Consider the following 17,520-nt stretch of genomic DNA (forward strand, 5'->3'; position numbering starts at 1 on the left):
GTATTTCAGCTGGGGTCGGAAGTCTTGATGATGGACCGCAATTCGGCCAATCCGTCGGCCAGTTTCTTGATCTGCTCGGGCCCGAGTTCGACGAAGTGGGGGACTAGAGCGTCGGCGATCTCGTTTCGGCCGTCGTTCAGGATCTTTCGACCCTTCTCGGTCATGGCGACGCGCACTGCGCGGGCGTCCTCCGGGTCGGCGCGGCGTTCGACGTAACCGTTCTCGCCGAGTTTGCGCAGTAGGGCAGTGGCAGAGGGCTGCGAGCTTCTGTCGAGTCGAGCGAAATCGCTGATCCGCATTTCGCCGTATTCCTCGAGGAGTGAGAGCGCGCGCAGCCAGGCGCGTGGGTACTGATCGGACGCGAAAGAACCTGCCAGCTTCGCGAAGCGGTGCGTGTTGCTCACGAGGTTGACGAGTAGTTCGTGCAGTTGCTGCTCTTCATCTGTCACGAAAAATATTATTGCATAGGGTAACTATGTAAATCAACGAGTCCGTAGAAGGTGGTCCGTCACACTCGTGGTGACCAGTGCCGCGATGTCGAGGCCGGGTGCAACGAGCGCGAGGCTTCGATTTGCCGCCAGCACTGCGATGCCGTGGGTTCCGGACCAGATGGTCACTGCAGAAGTGGTGGGATCGGACGCGTCGGCCTCTTCGGTCAAGGCTTGCAGGGCGGCGAAGAGCGGGAGTGAAGACTCTCGGAGGTTGCTGCCGGCGGCTTCGAGGAGGTCGTGGCGAAACATCAACTCGAACATCGCCGGCCGCTCCTGGGCGAATGACACGTATTCGATTGCTGCCGAGATCAATCGGCTACGAGCGGGTTGTTTGCCGACAAGTGTCGGTTGGAGTCTTTCGGTGAGATCGCGCAGGCCGTGTGAGGCAATTGCGGCAAGCAGGCTGTTGTGGGTCGGAAAGTATCTCCGCGGGGCGCCGTGCGACACGCCCGCGCGCCGCGCGATCTCCCGTAGCGTCAGTTCTGTGGCGCCGTCGGCATCGAGAATCTCGACGCCGGTGGCGACGAGTGTTTCGCGAAGGCTGCTGACAGTCATGGAAGACAGTGTCTATTATTCTGGGCGTAGACACTGTCTACTAGACGGAAAAGGTGATGCCCTGTGCTCTATTGGCTGTTCAAATACGTTCTGATCGGCCCGGTCCTCTGGCTGTTCGGGCGGCCGACGATCGAGGGGCAGCACCACATCCCCAAGAAAGGGCCGGTGATTCTCGCCGGAAACCATCGGGCAGTCGTCGACTCGTTCTTCCTGGTCCTCATGGTGCGCCGACGCATCACCTTCGTCGCGAAGAGTGAATATTTCACCGGGACCGGTGTGAAGGGCGCGATGCAGCGCTGGTTCTTCGGTGGGGCGGGTCAGGTGCCGATCGACCGTAGCGGCGCCGATGCCTCCCGTGCGGCATTGGACACGGCCATCGGAATTCTCGACACAGGCGGCGTCTGGGGGATCTATCCCGAGGGAACGCGATCGCCCGACGGATGCCTGTACAAGGGAAAGACCGGAGCGATTCGTGTCGCCTTGGAAACCGGGGCGCCGGTCATTCCCGTCGTCGTGCACGGCGGCGACGCAGTCAACCCGCCGGGTACGCGGATGTGGCGCTTCAGCAAGGTCCGGATCACGGTAGGGGAGCCGATCGACTTCTCTCGGTACCGCGAACTTCGTGGCTACCAGGCCGTCGTGCGCGCGGCGACGGACGAATTGATGGCGGTGCTCTGTGACCAGTCGGGGCAGGAATACGTCGATGTCTACGGCGCGGACGTCAAATCCGGCGACGCTGCCTGAGTGACCCAGTACGGTCGCTGTTGGACGTGTAACCAACAGGAGGATTGTGATGGCGGGCAAGTGGGGCATCGAGCACGCAGTTTTTGCGGCGGCGACGGCAGCGACGGTGGTCGGGGCAGTGGTCGGTAACGAGCGGGTTCAGCAGATCGCGAAGCCGTTGATCGCACCCGCCCTGGCCGCCCGAGTGCTGCGCAAGCGCTCGGAGACGGAAACAGCCGATACCGCACTGCTTCTCGCCGGCCTCGCCGCTGCGACCGTCGGTGACGTGTTCATGATCGACCCGGACAACGATGCTCGTCTGATCAAGGGCGCGTCGTCGTTCGCGGTGATGCAGGCCAGTTACTCGGCTCTTCTCCTGCGCCGCGGGGCACGGCCGACCCGTGCTGCCCTCAAACCCCGCATCAGCGGTTGGTCGACGGCGTCCGGTCTGCTCCGTGCCAAGGCACCGAGCGTGTCGACGCCGCTCACCGGATACGGATTGATGTTGGGAACCACCTCGACGTTGTCGGCGGACCCCGCTCTGGCACCGCAGTCCAAGGCCGTGCTCGACGTTGTCGTCCCGAACAAGGATCGACGCTCCTGGCTCGGATTGGGCGGAGTGCTCTTCACCGCGTCCGACGGGCTGATCGTGGTGCGTCGACTGTTCATCCGTGGGACCGCCGGCCGCGCCGCTGCCGAGGGTGTGATCCTGGCGTCGTACGCGGGAGCGCAACTGATGCTGGTGGAGGGCATGTTGGCGCTGGGACGCAAGAAGAGCGTCTAGTTTTTCACGGGCACAGCATGATTCGGTCTCGGTTCTTCGGGTCCACCATGACGGTGACCGTGGATCCGGGAGTGATCTTGTCTTTGAACTCGGGTCGGATCTCGTACTCGATCCGGCCCGAGTACGAATCGGAACCTGGAACCGTGAGGAGGAGTGCGAGCTTGGCCAACTCGCCGTCGACGGTTCGGCGCAGGGGTGTGACCTTGTCGATTCGTGCCCACCCTTCGAGGCCGTGCTTTTCGAGCTTGCGCTCGGCGCGGGTCGGTCGATTGGCCCAGGCCATTCCGAATCCGAGTACCGAGCCGAAAGCGGCGAGTAGCCCGCCGATCTGATAGGGCAGAGTGCCAGGTGGGGTGTGCTCGACCAGCCATCCGAGCCACACCGCGAGCACGATCAGATATCCCACCGCGATGAAACATACGGTGTGTGCGACGCGACGGTGATTCATCAGATTTCCTCCAAATCCAGGATAGCCTGACCGGATGAGCGAACCGAACGTCTTCATCACCGGTGCTGCGGCTGGAATCGGGCGGGAGACGTCGCTGTTGTTCGCGCGCAACGGATACCGCGTCGGCGCGTTCGACATCGACGACGCCGGCCTTGCCTCCTTGAAGGCCGCGATCGACGGTTTCGGTGGGAGCGTCGTGACGGGTGTCCTGGATGTCACCGATCCTGCCGGATGGGCGCAGTGTCTGGCCGATTTTGCCGGGGAGTCCGGGCGTCTGGACATCCTGATCAACAATGCGGGCGTGCTCTCCTCGGGACGGTTCGAGGATATTTCTCTTGCGGCGCATCGCCGAATGGTCGACATCAACATCACCGGCACCCTCAACGGCGCGCACACGGCTTTCCCGTACCTCCGCGATACCGTCGGCGCTCAGGTGGTCAATCTGTGCTCCGCTTCGGCGATCTACGGCCAGCCCGAACTGGCGACGTACGGTGCAACCAAGTTCGCGATCCGCGGCCTGACCGAGGCGCTCGATCTGGAATGGGCACAGCACGACATCCGTGTTCTCGCGCTCTGGCCGTTGTTCGTCCAGACCGCGATGGTCACCGGAATGGACACCGGAGCCACCAGATCGTTGGGTATCAAGCTGACTGCCACCGACGTCGCGAAGGAGCTGTGGGCGGCCACACGCGGCGCCGGACGCGTACACAAGGTTCACTACCCGGTCGGAACGCAGGCGAAGCTCTTTCTCAGTGCGTCGCGGTTCTCGCCCGCGTGGCTCTCACGGCTGATGAACAAGCGCGTCACCAGCACTTAGTCGACCACACGATAGAGTGCACTGTCGGCTGTTGCTGGGCCAAGATGACGTGTGTGGAGGTAGTCGGGTGGTTCGTGTTCGGGTGGGGTTCGTCTTGTTGGGCGTCGGGTCGGCGCTCGTGCTCGCAGGGTGCGGCGGGGAGGCGGATTCAGCGCCGACCGTAGCGGCGCAGCCAAGTTCGACCACCACTACCGCAGTGCCGACGACAACCACCACCGTCGCGCCCGTCGTCCCCACGACCACCGAACCACCGACCACGACGCTGCCACCGACGACGACGCTCACGGACGTGCAGTTCGAGCGCAACGAGTCGTACTACTTCACCACTCCCGACGGGAACTTCCAGTGCGGCATCATCAAGTTGCCCACCAGAATCGAAGCCGGGTGCGAGGGAACGACCACTCCGGTTCCGCCGCGGCCGGAGAGCTGCATGGTCAACTGGGGCAACGGTATTCGCGTCACCGACGAGGGCGAGGGTGCTTTCATGTGTTCGGGCGGAGAGGTGTACACCTCGGGCGGTCCCGACGCCGATCCGGTGTTGGCGGCCGGTCAACCGCTGAGCAAACTGGGTTTCACCTGTACGACCACCGCGACAGACGTCTCGTGTGTCAACGATCAGACCACGCACGGCTTCACGGTGGCTGCAGATTCCAACGAGGTGTACTGATGACCGAAGTCGCAGCCGACGACGTCTCCGGTGGGGCCGGTGAACCGGGACCCACCGAGTGGGGCGAGAACCCCAACGGCGTCGGGCCGTGGGCCGAGGAGCACGACACGGAACCGCCGACAGACGAGCGCTACGACCCCGTACTTCTGGCCGAGGGTGATCGTCGAAACGTCTTGGACGAGTACCGGTACTGGACGCGGGAAGCGATAGTCGAGGACATCGACTCGCGCCGTCACACGATGCATGTCGCCATCGAGAACTTCGCGCACGACGCCAATATCGGCACGGTGGTTCGCACGGCAAACGCGTTTGCTGCGGCCGCGGTCCACATCGTGGGGCGTCGGCGCTGGAATCGGCGGGGCGCCATGGTGACCGATCGATACCAACACATCGTTCACCACGCCGACATCAGCGAGCTCGTCGAGTACGCCCGTGAGAATTCACTCACGATCGTTGCCGTCGACAACACCCCGGGGTCGGTGCCGCTGGAAACGGCAAGCCTGCCGCGAGAGTGCATCCTGCTGTTCGGTCAAGAAGGGCCCGGAGTGACCGATCATGCGAAAGAGGTTGCGTCCATGACGGTCTCGATCGCGCAATTCGGGTCGACTCGCAGCATCAACGCCGGTGTCGCGGCCGGGATTGCGATGCACGCGTGGGTACGTGAGCATGCCGATCTCGCCGATTCCCGCTGATCTCGCTCGCGAATTCCGGCTAGCGCGTAGCGCCTCGACCAGACAGGATAGGTAGTTATGCAGGAAGTGTGGGCAGAGCGAGCCGATGCGGCTGAGGGCGCGATAGTCAGTCGTCACCTTCGGCGCCTGTGGGGACTGCCCCGGACAGCACTCGGCGTGGTTGCCTGGCCTGCTGTTCGGCGCGAGCGGATGTTCAAGCCGTGGCACTACTGGTGGCAAGCACACCTGCTTGACACTGCAATCGACGCGCTCGAACGTGACCCGACGCCCAAGCGTCGTCGCCGGGTGGCGAAGGTTGCCCGCAGTGTGCGGGTCCGCAACGTCTCGGCGTGGACCAACAACTATTACGACGACATGGCGTGGCTGGGCCTCTCGCTCGAACGTGCTCAACGTATGTTCTCGGTCGATCACCGGACCGCGGTCCAGGCGCTCGAATCGCAACTCTTCGATTCGTGGTCCCCGGCCGACGGCGGCGGTATTCCGTGGTGCAAAGGTTCCGATTTCTACAACACCCCGGCAAACGGACCCGCCGGAATCATGCTGGCGCGCACCGGAAAACTCTGGCGCGCGCAGGCAACGGCCGACTGGATCGACGAGACGCTGCGGGATCCGGACTCCGGACTGATCTTCGACGGCATCCGCCGCGATGGCACCCTCGAGCGCGCGATCTATTCGTACTGTCAGGGCGTCACGCTGGGGTTGGAAACCGAGTTGTCGACGCGATTGGGCGAGCCGCGTCACCGCGAGCGAGTCCACAAACTCGTCGACGCGGTGTACGACGGAATGACCGAGTACGGAGTCATCACGGGCGGTGGCGGAGGCGACGGCGGGCTGTTCAACGCAATCCTGGCTCGCTACCTGGCGTTCGTGGTGGTGAACCTGTCCTGGGAGACTCACGAGGACCTGCGAGCGCGCGAACTCGCAGCGCAGATCGTTCTGTCCTCCGCGGAAGCGGCCTGGAACAACAGACTGCAGATCGAAGGTCTGCCGCTGTTCGGGCACGACTGGACCAAGGATGCTCAGTTGCCGAGTCTGTCCGGCGACATCGCCACCTTCGCCGCCGGAACGGTGCGCTCGTCGAGCGTGCCCGAGCGAGACCTCTCGGTGCAGGTGGGTGGGTGGATGCTCATGGAGGCGGCCTTTGTCGTCTCGGCGGCTGGATACCCGCGTAAGCGTTAGGCTTTTCCCTCATGGAATCCCGGCACGTGGTCGACACGGACGGCGTACGTCTTCACATCGATGTCGGTGGGGCAGGCGCGGACGTTCTGGTTCTCTCCGGCGGCCCGGGATGCGTTCACTATCTTGCTCACGACGAGCTGGTTCCGGAAGGAATGCGCGCGTGGTGCCCTGAGCCACGCGGAGTCGGCCGGTCCGGTGGCGGCGCTCATACGATGGCGCAGGCGGTTGCGGACCTCGAACTCGTCCGACGCACGTTCGAGATCGACAGCTGGGTCGTGTTGGGGCACTCGTGGGGATCCGACTTGGCGGTGCGGTACGCACTCGACTGTCCGGAATCGGTGTCCGGCGTCGTCGGCATCGCGGGGCACGGCCTCCACAAGGACCGGACCTGGTCGAAGCAGTACGAAGCGGGAATCGAGCCGGACCCGCAGATACCTTGGGAACCTGTTGTCTGGCAATCGCTTCAAGAATCGTTCATCGAATGGATCCATGAACCACAGCTGTTTCGGCAGTTGGCCGACTCACCCGTGCCCATGACATTTCTCGCGGCGGCCGACGATATTCGCCCGTCGTGGCCGTTGCAGCAACTGGCCGAGCTCGTGCCTAACGGTAGTTTCGAGGTCGTCGACGGTGTCGCGCACAACTTCTGGCAGTCTCACCCGCTCCTGTGGAGGAAGATCGTCACCGAGGCTTGTGCAACGCACTCTCGACTCTCCTGATCTCCACCAGGATCCGCTCCGCAACGGTCTGGTATCCCAGGCTCCGATTGACGGTCAGCATCGGGTGGTTTTCCGCGTTCACCGTTGTGTAAATCTTTTGCAGCGAGGGAAATTCAGCTGCCAACACAGACGCTTGTTGCTCCTTGACCCACCGAGCGAGACTGTGTCCGCGGTGCTGGGGAAGTACCACGGTGTCGTGCTGTGATGCGTGGGTGCTGTCATGTTTGTCCACCGTCACCACTGTCGCTGCGGCTACTTCGCCGACGCTGTCGTCGACCGCGCAGCACACCAGGAGTACTTGAGAGCCACCCGTCATCTTCTGTTCCCACGATCTGACCTCGTCGGCTCCCCAATTACGTTCGGGCATCTGCAGTTCGGCGCCCGGCGCGTCGAGGAGTCGGTTCAATGCCTCCGAGAAGGAGTGGACCAGCTCGTCCGGGGTTCGGTTGCGCCAACTGACGATTCGATAGCCGGGGCGGGCACTGTGTGCGGTGGGAGGGCTGAGGTGCTGAACCTGGTTGGCCAACCGAAGCAACACACGGTGGCCGTCGAACGATCCCAGGAAATGCTCGGCTGAGCTTCCGACGAGCGCCGTCACTCTGATTCTTCGCACGCCGAACCCGGCGATGTCGACTTCGGCGAGTTCGGCAAGCGCTCGTCCTACCCCTCGTCGCTGCGCGTGGGGTGTCACGTACATCCGAAACTCTGCGAGATCAGGTTCCGCCGAGTTGCGTCGCGCCTGGGCGATGCCGAGGACTTCGTCCGTTCCGCCGTCGCGTGCGATCCAACGCCACACATCGACTGAACCGTCCTCGGCCTCGATCATTTCCATCAGGGCCGTCGCTGTCGGCGCAGTTCCGGACAGGTGACGCTGGCCTTCGGCGAAGACCTCACACCACTGGTGAAGAACCGATGCTGTCGATCCGGACGGTACGAACTCGGCTACGACTACGCGGCTCACCCATGTGACGATACCGAGCTGCCAACCCCGAGTTGGAATCACGCGAACCCTAACCCTGTCGGACTGCGGCGGCAGTTGCCAGCATTCAGGCATGTCTGATTCTCCGCGCCAACTGAGCCTCAACGCGTTCATCCACCCCGCCGGCCATCACGAAGCGGCATGGCGTCATCCGTGGACAACCCCGGAACGACTGTTCGACGTCACGTATTTCCAGGAGATCGCTCGCACCGCTGAGGCGGCGAAGTTCGACGGAATCTTCTTCGCCGACGGTCCCGCGTTGCGCAGCGACGTCGAGCACGGTCCCGCAGGAACGTTGGAGCCGATCACCTTGTTGACGGCCATTGCAGTGGCAACCGAGCGGATCGGATTGATCGCGACGGCGTCGACCACGTACTACGAGCCGTACAACCTGGCTCGGCTGTTCGCCTCGCTCGACCACATCTCGAACGGACGCGCTGGGTGGAACATCGTCACCACGGGTACGGATCTGGCTGCCGCCAACTTCGGGCTGGCCAAGCATCCTGACCACGGCGACCGGTATTCGCGTGCAAGGGAATTCGTCGACGCGGTCGTGCGGTTGTGGGACAGCTGGGAGGACGACGCGATCAGTCTGGACCGGGAGAACGGAATCTACGCGGACAGAAACAAGATTCACGAGATCAACTACGTCGGCCGGCATCTTCGGGTGCGGGGACCGTTCAACGCACCGCGAACGCCGCAGGGATACCCGGTGCTGGTGCAGGCCGGGGCGTCCAACGACGGTCGCGCGTTTGCCGGTCAGTATGCGGAGGCGATTTTCACAGCGCACCAGAGGCTTTCCGATGCGCAGGCGTTCTACACCGACATCAAGTCGAGGGCTGCTCAGTTCGGGCGGAACCCCGATCATGTCAAGATCCTGCCCGGAATCAGCCCGTTCATCGGTGACACCGAGGAGCAGGCCAAGGCGCTGGAGCGAGAATTCAACGAGTTGACTTCGCCGGAGTACGGGCTCGCGCAACTCGGTGCACTCACCGGGACCGATGTTCGGAATCTGGAACTGGATGCACCGGTTCCTGTCGAATTGTTCGCGGCGGCAGGTGATGTCACCGACAACAAGCAAAGCAGATTGCAGGTGATCGCCGGCATAGTCGAGCGTGAGCGTCCGACGGTTCGGGGCCTGCTTCATCGTTTGGCGGGTGCGCGCGGACACCGGGTGTTTGCCGGAACCGCCGAGCAGGTGGCCGACACGATCGAGGAATGGTTCACCAGCGGTGCTGCTGACGGATTCAATGTCATGCCGCCGTACTACCCGGGTGGACTCGAAATCTTCACCGAGCGTGTGGTCCCGATCCTGCAGGATCGCGGTCTGTTCCGGACCGAATACACGGGTACGACGCTTCGTGATCATTTCGGGTTGCCGAGGCCCGAGAGCCAGTTCTCGGGTAGTGCGTCTGCAGTGCAGTAGGCCCGCCTCCCGTTGTCGATAATGACAATGGTTACCATTAAGGAATGAAGCAGCTACCGGTAACCGTGCTGTCCGGATTTCTGGGCGCAGGCAAGACCACACTCCTCAACCACATCCTCGCCAATCGAGACGGCCGTCGGGTCGCCGTCATCGTCAACGACATGAGCGAGATCAACATCGACGCGGCCCTCGTCGCGGGCCAGGGCCACCTCGATCGCACGGAGGAGAAGTTGGTCGAGCTGACCAACGGATGCATCTGCTGCACGCTGCGTGAGGATCTGATCGACGCCGTCGGCGCGCTGGCCCGAGAGGGGCGATTCGATCAGTTGGTGATCGAATCCACCGGCATCTCCGAACCGATGCCGGTGGCGGCCACCTTCGACTGGGAATTCGAGGACGGCTTCAGCCTCGGCTCGCTCGCGAAGCTCGACACGATGGTGACCGTGGTGGACGCGTCGACCTTCCTCGGCGAGCTGGCAAAAGGCGAGCGACTGGACGAGCGCAACCTCGAAGCCGGGGAGGGGGACGGACGCAGCATCTCCGATCTCCTGGTTGATCAGGTGGAGTTCGCCGACGTCATCTTGCTGAACAAAACCGACTTGGTGAGTCCGCGGGCGGCGGGAACCGTCGAGGCGACGCTTCGAAGGCTCAACCCCACTGCTCAGCTGATTCGGACCGACCACGGAAAAGTCACCCTCGATCGCGTCCTCGAAACCGGTCTCTACAACCCGGAACTGGCTGCGCAAGTACCCGGTTGGGACGAGGAGCTGGCCGGCGGGCACACCCCGGAAACCGAGGAGTACGGAATACGCAGCGTCACGTATCGAGCCTCGCGACCCTTTCATCCGGCGCGACTCGAGGCTGCGCTCGGTCAGTTCGCGGGACTCTTGCGAAGCAAAGGCTTCTGCTGGATCGCCAGTAGGCCCGAGTTCGCCGCTATCTGGTCGCAGGCAGGCCCCAACCTCGTCATCGAACCGGCGCAACTGTGGGCGTCGGCAGCGGAGGTGCCAGGGCAGGAGATCGTGTTCATCGGAGTGAAACTCGACCCGGCGACGCCGTCGCGAATCCTCGATCCGGCTCTGCTGACCGATGACGAACTACGCGAAGGACCGCGGGTCTGGATTCGCTACGACGACCCGCTTCCGGCGTGGGACCAGAGCCACCTGCACTGAGCAGACAGCTTCTAGTCGAGGACTTCTTCTACCTCGACGTCTTCGGCCGGTCGGGCCATTTCCTTGCGGTACTGCCAGATTCCCAAAGCGGTGCCGATGACCAAGCTGACCATCATCACGATCAGCACGGCGGGCAGCAACCACGGAACGCGATCGAGGAACGAGCCACCGTAGAAACCGAGCAGCAGGAGTACCGGTGCCCAGATGATCGCGCCGATGGTGCTCGCGATGGTGTAGCGCGTGTGGTTCATCTTGGCTGCGCCTGCGACCATCGGGCACAGGGTGCGAACCCACGGAACCCAGCGGGCGATCAGGACGGCCCAGAACCCGTGTCTCTCCAACAGGATGTTGACGCGGTGCAGATTCTTCTCGGTGAAGTACTTGCCGCCCTTACGGGCTTTGATGTGGTTGCCCGTCCGGTGGCCGATGACGTACCCGACCTGGTTGCCGGCAATGGCAGCGATCATCGCGCCCACCGACAGCGCCCACACGTGGCCTGCACCGGATTCGTGACCGGCAAGCACGATTCCGGCTGTGATCAGCAGCGAGTCACCAGGGAGAAACAACCCGAGGATGATCGCGCACTCGATGAAGACGAACGTGACGACGATAATCCAGACCAACAGGGGCCCGGCAGTCTCGAGTGGGGAGAAACTGCCGGATGCGAGCGTCATCGTGGTCAGTTCTTCGCCTCGTTCTGCAATCAGGGGGTGGGGTCTTCGGGGACTGTCACCGTCGAATTGTCCGTAGTGGAAGTATTCGCCGATTCACCACGTCTCGACGCCAGAATTCGCTTTCCGATTTCGAAAACGATCGGCAGAACCGACACCAGGACGATCAAGATGAAGATGTAGTCGACATTGTCGCGGATGAATTCGATCTGCCCCAGGAGGTAGCCGAGCAAAGTCACACCGGCACCCCACAGGATGCCGCCGACGATGTTGTAGGTCAGGAACAGTGAGTACTTCATCTTCGAGGCGCCCGCGACAACCGGTGCAAAAGTACGCACGATCGGCACGAACCTCGCCAGGATAATGGTGATCGGGCCGTGCTTTTCGAAGAAGGCATGCGACTCGTCGATGTACTTCTTCTTGAAGAACCGCGCGTCGTCCGTCTTGAACAGGGCAGTTCCGCCCTTGGCGCCGATGTAGAACCCGACTTGGTCACCCAGAATCGCGGCGATCGGAATCGTCACCAGGAGCACCCACAGCGGCGCGAACGGTTCGATCTCGGTGGACTTGGAAGCCGCGATCAGCCCTGCGGTGAAGAGCAGAGAATCGCCGGGCAAGAGCGGAAACAGCAGCCCTGATTCGATGAAGACCACCAGAAGCAGTCCCACCAGAACCCACGTTCCGAAGGAATTCAAGAGGTTCACGGGATCGAGGAAGCCAGGCAGCAAGGCCAGGTTCGTCACGGATTCAGTTGCTGCCTGCACATTCACGGGGGCCAGAGTACCGGCCGAATCTGAGTGTTTCCCACCACCGCAGGTCATCGCGTCGGTGGCGGCGGCCGAGACCGCAAAGAGACGTGACGAGTCGGACTTGCCATACTGCTAGGACCACACGAAGCGCTTTCACATCGCCGAGCGCTCCGAACGACACGTATATGGAGGACTCCCGCCGTGCCTATCGCAACTCCCGAGGTCTATGCCGAGATGCTTGGTCGGGCCAAGGAGCATTCCTTTGCCTTCCCCGCCATCAACTGTGTCGGCTCCGAATCCATCAACGCAGCCATCAAGGGCTTCGCGGACGCCGGCAGTGACGGCATCATCCAGTTCTCGACGGGCGGCGCCGAGTTCGGTTCCGGTTTGGGCGTCAAGGACATGGTCACCGGCGCTGTTGCGCTCGCCGAGTTCGCACACGTGATCGCGGCAAAGTACGACGTCACCATCGCGCTGCACACCGACCACTGCCCGAAGGACAAGCTGGACACCTACGTGCGTCCGCTGCTCGCGATCTCGCAGGAGCGCGTCGACGCCGGTCGTAACCCGCTGTTCCAGTCGCACATGTGGGACGGCTCGGCTATCCCGATCGACGAGAACCTGGCAATCGCCAAGGAACTGCTCGCCCTCTCCAAGGCTGCACGCATCATCCTCGAGGTCGAGATCGGTGTCGTCGGCGGCGAAGAAGACGGCGTCGAGGCCGAGATCAACGACAAGCTCTACACCTCGAGTGAAGACTTCGAGAAGACGGTCGATGCTCTGGGCATCGGCGAACAGGGCAAGTACCTGCTCGCAGCCACCTTCGGCAACGTCCACGGCGTCTACAAGCCGGGCAACGTCAAGCTCAAGCCCGAGGTTCTCGAAGAGGGCCAGAAGGTCGCCGCTGCCAAGCTCGGCCTGGCCGCAGGCTCGCAGCCCTTCGATTTCGTCTTCCACGGTGGATCGGGATCGCTGAAGTCCGAGATCGAGGATTCGCTGAACTTCGGCGTCGTCAAGATGAACGTCGACACCGACACCCAGTACGCGTTCTCCCGTCCGATCGCCGGACACTTCTTCTCCAACTACGACGGCGTCCTCAAGGTCGACGGCGAGGTCGGAAACAAGAAGGCATACGACCCGCGCAGCTACCTCAAGAAGGCCGAAGCAGGCATGACGGCTCGCGTCGTCGAGGCGTGCAACGACCTGAAGTCGGCCGGACGCTCGGTGTCCGCAGGCTGATCGGCTTCACAACTCAGCTTCACAGAACAAAATGCGCGCCGACGAATTTCTCGTCGGCGCGCATTTTCTGTTCAGGTGCTTATTTGCTGGGATCGCAGACCTTCCACGTGCCGTCCTGGCGCTCGAGGTCGAACGTGCGCCACGACTGTTCGCCGGTGCTCGGCAAACTTGCCTGGACCTGAGCGATCGCGGTGTCGTCGGTGATGCGCACCGCATCGACGGCTCCGACCTGCGGGATCGTCTTCTGAGCGACGGCATTGTCGTGGACCTGAGCGAACGCCGCGTCCGGAATAGTGCGGTAGTACTCGCCCAGCGCGCCACACGTCGACGTTCGCAGCGTTGCCAGATCGCCGGTCTGAAGAGCGTCGACGTACGTCGAGATGGCGGTCTGAACCTGGGCTTCAGGTGAGCTTTCGCCGCTACCGCTGTTGGACGAGACGAAGACTGCGATGCCGATTGCCGCGAGGACGGCGACGCCGGCCGCTGCTGCCGCGATGTACCAGCCCTTGCCGCTGCGCTTGGTTTTTTCCGGCGCGGCAGGCTCGATGCGAGTCGGCATCGGCTGTGCCGGCGGTGGGGGCGCTGCGACACCCACACGTTGAGGCGCGGCGCGCTGCTGCGGTTGAGGCGCGGAGCGCTGTGGCGGTTGAGGCGCGGCGCGCTGTGGCGGTGGCGGCGGGGTTGGAGCTTGCCGGGGTGGCGGTGTCGGCTGCGAGGCTTTCGGAATCGCGACGGTGGCGGGCTCCGGCTTGGGCTGGGGTGTCGGTGCTGCTGCCGGTGTTTCTGCTGGTGTTGCTGTGGGTGCCTGAGTTGCCTTGGGGATCGCGACGGTTGGCGCGCTGGCGGCTTTGGCGTCGCCGTCCGCCTTCGAGTTCTTGTCCGCCTTCGAGTTCTTGTCTGCCTTCTGGATCGCCACAGTCGCAGGTTCGGTCGGGGCCGACTTCTCGGGCGCACCGTTCGGGGCTGCGCTCTTTTTCGAGTTGTCGTCTTTCGAGTCCGGCACGGGTAACCCTTCGGTCTTATGCGGCAATGACCATGTCAGGGTAACGACCGGTATGTACCGGGCATAACTCCGACCGTCGGCGAGGCGGTCCTGTGGCAGAAAGGCGTAGCGGGCACAATGAGCGCATGACCCAATTCGGTGACCTGCTCGGACCCAAGCCCACTCTGCTTCCCGGCGACGACGAGGCGGAATCGGCACTGCTCAACCACGCTGACCCGGCCCAGGTCGCGGCCGACCATCCCACTGCCTCCATCGCGTGGGCCTACCTCGCCGAGGCTGCCCTGGACAAGGGCGAAACCATCACTGCCTACGCCTACGCGCGTACCGGCTACCACCGCGGACTCGACCAACTGCGTCGTAACGGTTGGAAGGGTTTCGGTCCTGTGCCCTACAGCCATGAACCGAACCGCGGATTCCTCCGTTGCGTCGCTGTCTTGGCCAAGGCCGCGAAGACGATCGGTGAGGCCGACGAGTACGCGCGTTGCCTAGATCTGCTCGAAGACTGCGATCCCAACGCCGCCGAAGCGCTTGGCCTCGGTTAGCAGTTTCCGTCCGAGCCGGGCCGGTATCAAGGACCGGGCTCGCAAATCGGTGCGTCGGCTTCAGACGTCGGCGCTACCGATCATTCAATGTGCCTTGGCGGCCGGATTGGCGTGGTGGGTTGCCACCACGGTGATCGGGCACCATGCGCCGTTCTTCGCGCCGATTGCCGCCGTGGTCTCGCTCGGTCTGTCGTTGGGCGCCCGACTACGACGTTCGTTCGAGTTGGTTGCGGGTGTCACGGTCGGTATCGGAATCGGTGACCTGATCATCTCCGGCATCGGGAGCGGACCCTGGCAGATCAGTTTGGTTGTCGTGCTGGCGATGTCCGTCGCGGTGCTACTGAACAGTGGGCCGATCTTCTCCATGCAGGCCGGAAACTCGGCCGTGCTGGTGGCGACGCTGATCCCACCGGGCGGCAGTGGCGGGCCCGATCGCATGATCGACGCCCTTGTCGGTGGTTTGGTGGGCATCGCGGTGGTCGCGATCATCCCCACGCACCCGGTACGACGCGCACGCAAGGACGCTGCATCGATTCTCGGAACAGCGTCAGAGGTACTGCAATTGGTGGCAGACGGCCTCGTCGCGAACGACCCGGACCCGATCGTGAAGGCGCTGCAGAAGGCGCGCGCAACTCAGGGTGCCATCGACGGATTGCGCAGCAACCTCCTCGGCGGGCGCGAGATCAGCCGAATCTCCCCGCTGTACTGGAACAGTCGACCGCGCCTCGAAAGGCTCATGGCGACAGCCGATCCCATCGACAACGCGATGCGCAACATTCGAGTGCTCGCGCGTCGTTCGTTGACGTTGGTCAGGGACGACGAGATCCTCGATCCTCGTCTGGTGGCTCAGGTCGAGCGCTTGTCGAAAGCCGTCGAAGTTCTCAAGGACATGATCCTGGCGGAGCCGGGGGAGCAGCCTGATCAGGCCGAGGCAGCGCGCGTCCTGCGCTCGGTGGCGAAGGAACTGAAACCGGCGATAGTCGAGAACGCAGGCCTGTCCTCGACGGTGGTGTTTGCCCAGATTCGATCGCTGGTCGTCGACCTCTTGCAGGTAGCAGGCATGAAGCGCATCTCGTCGATCGCCACTCTGCCGCCCACTGTGCCGCACCCGGCGTACGAGCCGGATCACTGACCTCTGCCTTTTCCCGCTCACTGAGCAACTCATTGTATGTATGCGAATGTATGCATATGCTCTGAGAAGGACTTGGGAGGGAACAGGACAAATGGGAGCAGGGCACGGCCATTCACACGGCCACTCGGCAGCAGATTCGGTCGGAGTAGGGCCGTCACCGCAACGCATCAAGAAAATGGCGATCGCGCTTGCGATCCTCGTTGCATTTCTCGTACTCGAAGCTACGGTCGGCATTCTGATCAACTCGCTGGCGCTGCTTGCCGACGCCGGCCACATGCTCACCGACGTGGTGGGCATGGCCATGGGATTGACGGCTTTGCTGCTCGCGAAGAAGGGCAGCACCACCGCGGCCAGGACCTTCGGTTGGCACCGCGCCGAAGTGTTGACCGCCATGGCGAATGCTGTGATGCTGCTGGCCGTCGCCGCCTGGGTCTTCTACGAGGCAATCGGCCGCATCGGTAACGAACCCGAGATCCCGGGCGGCGCCCTGATCATCACTGCGGCCGCCGGTCTGGCCGCGAACATTGTCGTGATGCTGATGCTGCGCGGCGATTCAAAGGACAGCCTGGCCGTGCGTGGCGCCTACCTCGAAGTGCTTGCAGACGCCGTCGGTAGCGTCGGAGTTCTGATCGCCGGTGGCCTTGTCCTGCTGTTCAACTGGACGTGGGCGGACGTCGTCGTCGGTGTTCTCATCTCGCTGTGGGTGGTGCCGCGTGCGATCAAACTGGCCGCAGCATCGCTGCGCATTCTGACGCAGGCGTCGCCGGCCGACGTCGACGTCGAAGCGGTCGAGGCCGACCTGGCGGCGCTGCCGAGCGTGATGGGTGTTCACGACCTACACGTCTGGACGCTCACCACCGGCATGGATGTCGCGACGGTCCACCTGACCAGTGACGCGAATTCGTCGAACGTTCTGGAATCCGCGCGCACCGTCCTCGAGAGTCACGGTCTTTCCCACGCCACCGTTCAGGTGGAATCGTGTGCCAACGGCGAGCATTGCGAGAAGAACGTCACTTGGTGAAGCGGGTGATCTCCTTGCTCGGCTTCCAGAGATCGACGTACATGTGCTCGTCGTCGACCGTCGTGTGCACCACCTCGTCGATGTCGAGGACAAAGAGGTGCAGGGGTTTCGGAACCTCGTAGGTGTAGCTTGCGAGCACGGCTTCGAACTCGTCGCCGGTCACCTCGCGTGCGATTCCGGCGATCTTCGCATCGCCGCCCTCCATGGTGTGCTCACCGGGATTGCTGTGTAGGGCGTAGCGCCCGTCACGGATGAGATCCTTCGCCTTGAGTGCGCCGAACATCGAACCGAGGACCAGACGCCCGTCGAGGATTTCGACTTCGGTGCCGCTCACGCGCGGTGAACCGTCCTTGCGCAGCGTTGCGAGGACGTGATGCTTGTGGGCTTTGAATCGTGCTTGGACCGCGTCGGCAAGAGCGGGTACTTCTTCGGAGAACTGCTTCCAAGTGACCATGACGGTCATTGTGCACCCCTATTCCTGACAACTTCTGTCAGTAATTCTCGGTAATGT

Annotated in this window: 21 protein-coding genes; 13 read left to right on the forward strand and 8 right to left on the reverse strand. The window is 63.0% G+C overall.

The genetic code is table 11. From position 1 onward, the window contains the following. Positions 1 to 5: 5 nt before the first annotated feature. Positions 6 to 449 (reverse strand): MarR family winged helix-turn-helix transcriptional regulator, encoded by a 444-nt coding sequence (locus AC3WQS_RS26360; protein ID WP_019749435.1) that lies wholly within the window; start codon positions 447 to 449, stop codon positions 6 to 8. A 33-nt stretch (positions 450 to 482) separates the two neighbouring features. Continuing rightward, complete coding sequence (locus tag AC3WQS_RS26365) at positions 483 to 1,046, reverse strand: TetR/AcrR family transcriptional regulator (protein ID WP_097387719.1); 564 nt, start codon at positions 1,044 to 1,046, stop codon at positions 483 to 485. 63 nt (positions 1,047 to 1,109) lie between these two features. On the opposite strand from AC3WQS_RS26365, the gene AC3WQS_RS26370 reads away from it, so the two are divergent. Next, complete coding sequence (locus AC3WQS_RS26370) at positions 1,110 to 1,790, forward strand: lysophospholipid acyltransferase family protein (protein WP_492712895.1); 681 nt, start codon at positions 1,110 to 1,112, stop codon at positions 1,788 to 1,790. A 49-nt stretch (positions 1,791 to 1,839) separates the two neighbouring features. Next, complete coding sequence (locus AC3WQS_RS26375; protein ID WP_021343244.1) at positions 1,840 to 2,553, forward strand: lysoplasmalogenase; 714 nt, start codon at positions 1,840 to 1,842, stop codon at positions 2,551 to 2,553. Between the two features lie 4 nt (positions 2,554 to 2,557). On the opposite strand, the gene AC3WQS_RS26380 is transcribed toward AC3WQS_RS26375, so the two are convergent. After that, the gene (locus AC3WQS_RS26380) at positions 2,558 to 3,001 is read right to left on the reverse strand and encodes a hypothetical protein (protein ID WP_492712894.1); all 444 of its coding nucleotides are present in this window, start codon (positions 2,999 to 3,001) and stop codon (positions 2,558 to 2,560) included. Positions 3,002 to 3,035: 34 nt separating this feature from the next. Here AC3WQS_RS26380 and AC3WQS_RS26385 point away from each other — a divergent pair, with 34 nt between their 5' ends. The 5 genes from AC3WQS_RS26385 to AC3WQS_RS26405 all read left to right on the forward strand — a co-directional run bounded on the left by AC3WQS_RS26385 (position 3,036) and on the right by AC3WQS_RS26405 (position 7,075). Then, positions 3,036 to 3,818 carry an SDR family oxidoreductase gene (locus AC3WQS_RS26385; protein WP_492712893.1) on the forward strand — a complete coding sequence of 261 codons (783 nt, stop codon included), beginning with the start codon at positions 3,036 to 3,038 and terminating at the stop codon, positions 3,816 to 3,818. Positions 3,819 to 3,885: 67 nt separating this feature from the next. Beyond that, positions 3,886 to 4,485, forward strand: a complete 600-nt coding sequence (locus AC3WQS_RS26390; RefSeq protein WP_020968805.1) for a DUF6636 domain-containing protein — start codon at positions 3,886 to 3,888, stop codon at positions 4,483 to 4,485. Then, positions 4,485 to 5,177 carry a TrmH family RNA methyltransferase gene (locus tag AC3WQS_RS26395; RefSeq protein WP_019749442.1) on the forward strand — a complete coding sequence of 231 codons (693 nt, stop codon included), beginning with the start codon at positions 4,485 to 4,487 and terminating at the stop codon, positions 5,175 to 5,177. The genes AC3WQS_RS26390 and AC3WQS_RS26395 overlap by 1 nt, the downstream gene beginning before the upstream one ends. Before the next feature lie 57 nt (positions 5,178 to 5,234). Next, a complete protein-coding gene (locus AC3WQS_RS26400; protein WP_019749443.1) occupies positions 5,235 to 6,356 on the forward strand; it encodes a glycoside hydrolase family 76 protein in 1,122 nt (373 codons plus the stop codon). Between the two features lie 11 nt (positions 6,357 to 6,367). Beyond that, positions 6,368 to 7,075, forward strand: a complete 708-nt coding sequence (locus AC3WQS_RS26405; RefSeq protein ID WP_020968806.1) for an alpha/beta fold hydrolase — start codon at positions 6,368 to 6,370, stop codon at positions 7,073 to 7,075. Here the strand turns inward: AC3WQS_RS26405 and AC3WQS_RS26410 are convergent. Then, entirely contained in the window at positions 7,038 to 8,036 is a 999-nt protein-coding gene (locus tag AC3WQS_RS26410) for a GNAT family N-acetyltransferase (protein ID WP_492712892.1), read from the reverse strand. The two genes, AC3WQS_RS26405 and AC3WQS_RS26410, sit on opposite strands and share 38 nt — an antisense overlap. 91 nt (positions 8,037 to 8,127) lie before the next feature. On the opposite strand from AC3WQS_RS26410, the gene AC3WQS_RS26415 reads away from it, so the two are divergent. Beyond that, on the forward strand, positions 8,128 to 9,480 hold the full coding sequence (locus AC3WQS_RS26415) for an LLM class flavin-dependent oxidoreductase (protein ID WP_007726771.1): 1,353 nt from the start codon (positions 8,128 to 8,130) through the stop codon (positions 9,478 to 9,480). Positions 9,481 to 9,524: 44 nt separating this feature from the next. Then, positions 9,525 to 10,652, forward strand: a complete 1,128-nt coding sequence (locus tag AC3WQS_RS26420; protein WP_029254750.1) for a GTP-binding protein — start codon at positions 9,525 to 9,527, stop codon at positions 10,650 to 10,652. 11 nt (positions 10,653 to 10,663) lie between these two features. Here the strand turns inward: AC3WQS_RS26420 and AC3WQS_RS26425 are convergent, their stop codons facing one another. Both AC3WQS_RS26425 and AC3WQS_RS26430 read right to left on the reverse strand, forming a co-directional pair. Continuing rightward, positions 10,664 to 11,326, reverse strand: a complete 663-nt coding sequence (locus AC3WQS_RS26425) for a DedA family protein (protein ID WP_019749448.1) — start codon at positions 11,324 to 11,326, stop codon at positions 10,664 to 10,666. Positions 11,327 to 11,355: 29 nt separating this feature from the next. Further along, positions 11,356 to 12,093: a VTT domain-containing protein gene (locus AC3WQS_RS26430; RefSeq protein ID WP_029254751.1), complete on the reverse strand. Its 738-nt coding sequence runs from the start codon at positions 12,091 to 12,093 to the stop codon at positions 11,356 to 11,358. Positions 12,094 to 12,273: 180 nt separating this feature from the next. Between AC3WQS_RS26430 and fbaA the strand changes: the two genes are divergently transcribed. Beyond that, on the forward strand, positions 12,274 to 13,311 hold the full coding sequence (gene fbaA, locus AC3WQS_RS26435) for a class II fructose-bisphosphate aldolase (RefSeq protein WP_019749450.1): 1,038 nt from the start codon (positions 12,274 to 12,276) through the stop codon (positions 13,309 to 13,311). Positions 13,312 to 13,390: 79 nt separating this feature from the next. On the opposite strand, the gene AC3WQS_RS26440 is transcribed toward fbaA, so the two are convergent. Further along, positions 13,391 to 14,314, reverse strand: coding sequence for an Rv0361 family membrane protein (locus tag AC3WQS_RS26440; protein WP_492712891.1), 924 nt, complete (start codon positions 14,312 to 14,314; stop codon positions 13,391 to 13,393). Between the two features lie 125 nt (positions 14,315 to 14,439). On the opposite strand from AC3WQS_RS26440, the gene AC3WQS_RS26445 reads away from it, so the two are divergent. The 3 genes from AC3WQS_RS26445 (at position 14,440) to AC3WQS_RS26455 (ending at position 17,009) form a co-directional block, all read left to right on the forward strand. After that, positions 14,440 to 14,856, forward strand: coding sequence for a DUF3151 domain-containing protein (locus AC3WQS_RS26445; RefSeq protein ID WP_003944361.1), 417 nt, complete (start codon positions 14,440 to 14,442; stop codon positions 14,854 to 14,856). Then, positions 14,843 to 15,988: an FUSC family protein gene (locus AC3WQS_RS26450; RefSeq protein WP_019749453.1), complete on the forward strand. Its 1,146-nt coding sequence runs from the start codon at positions 14,843 to 14,845 to the stop codon at positions 15,986 to 15,988. The genes AC3WQS_RS26445 and AC3WQS_RS26450 overlap by 14 nt, the downstream gene beginning before the upstream one ends. A 91-nt stretch (positions 15,989 to 16,079) precedes the next feature. Beyond that, positions 16,080 to 17,009 (forward strand): cation diffusion facilitator family transporter, encoded by a 930-nt coding sequence (locus tag AC3WQS_RS26455; RefSeq protein ID WP_019749454.1) that lies wholly within the window; start codon positions 16,080 to 16,082, stop codon positions 17,007 to 17,009. Here AC3WQS_RS26455 and AC3WQS_RS26460 read toward each other — a convergent pair. Next, positions 16,999 to 17,463, reverse strand: a complete 465-nt coding sequence (locus AC3WQS_RS26460; protein ID WP_492712890.1) for a pyridoxamine 5'-phosphate oxidase family protein — start codon at positions 17,461 to 17,463, stop codon at positions 16,999 to 17,001. The two genes, AC3WQS_RS26455 and AC3WQS_RS26460, sit on opposite strands and share 11 nt — an antisense overlap. Positions 17,464 to 17,520 lie beyond the last annotated feature (57 nt).

This window comes from Rhodococcus sp. FW305-130 (assembly GCF_058788335.1).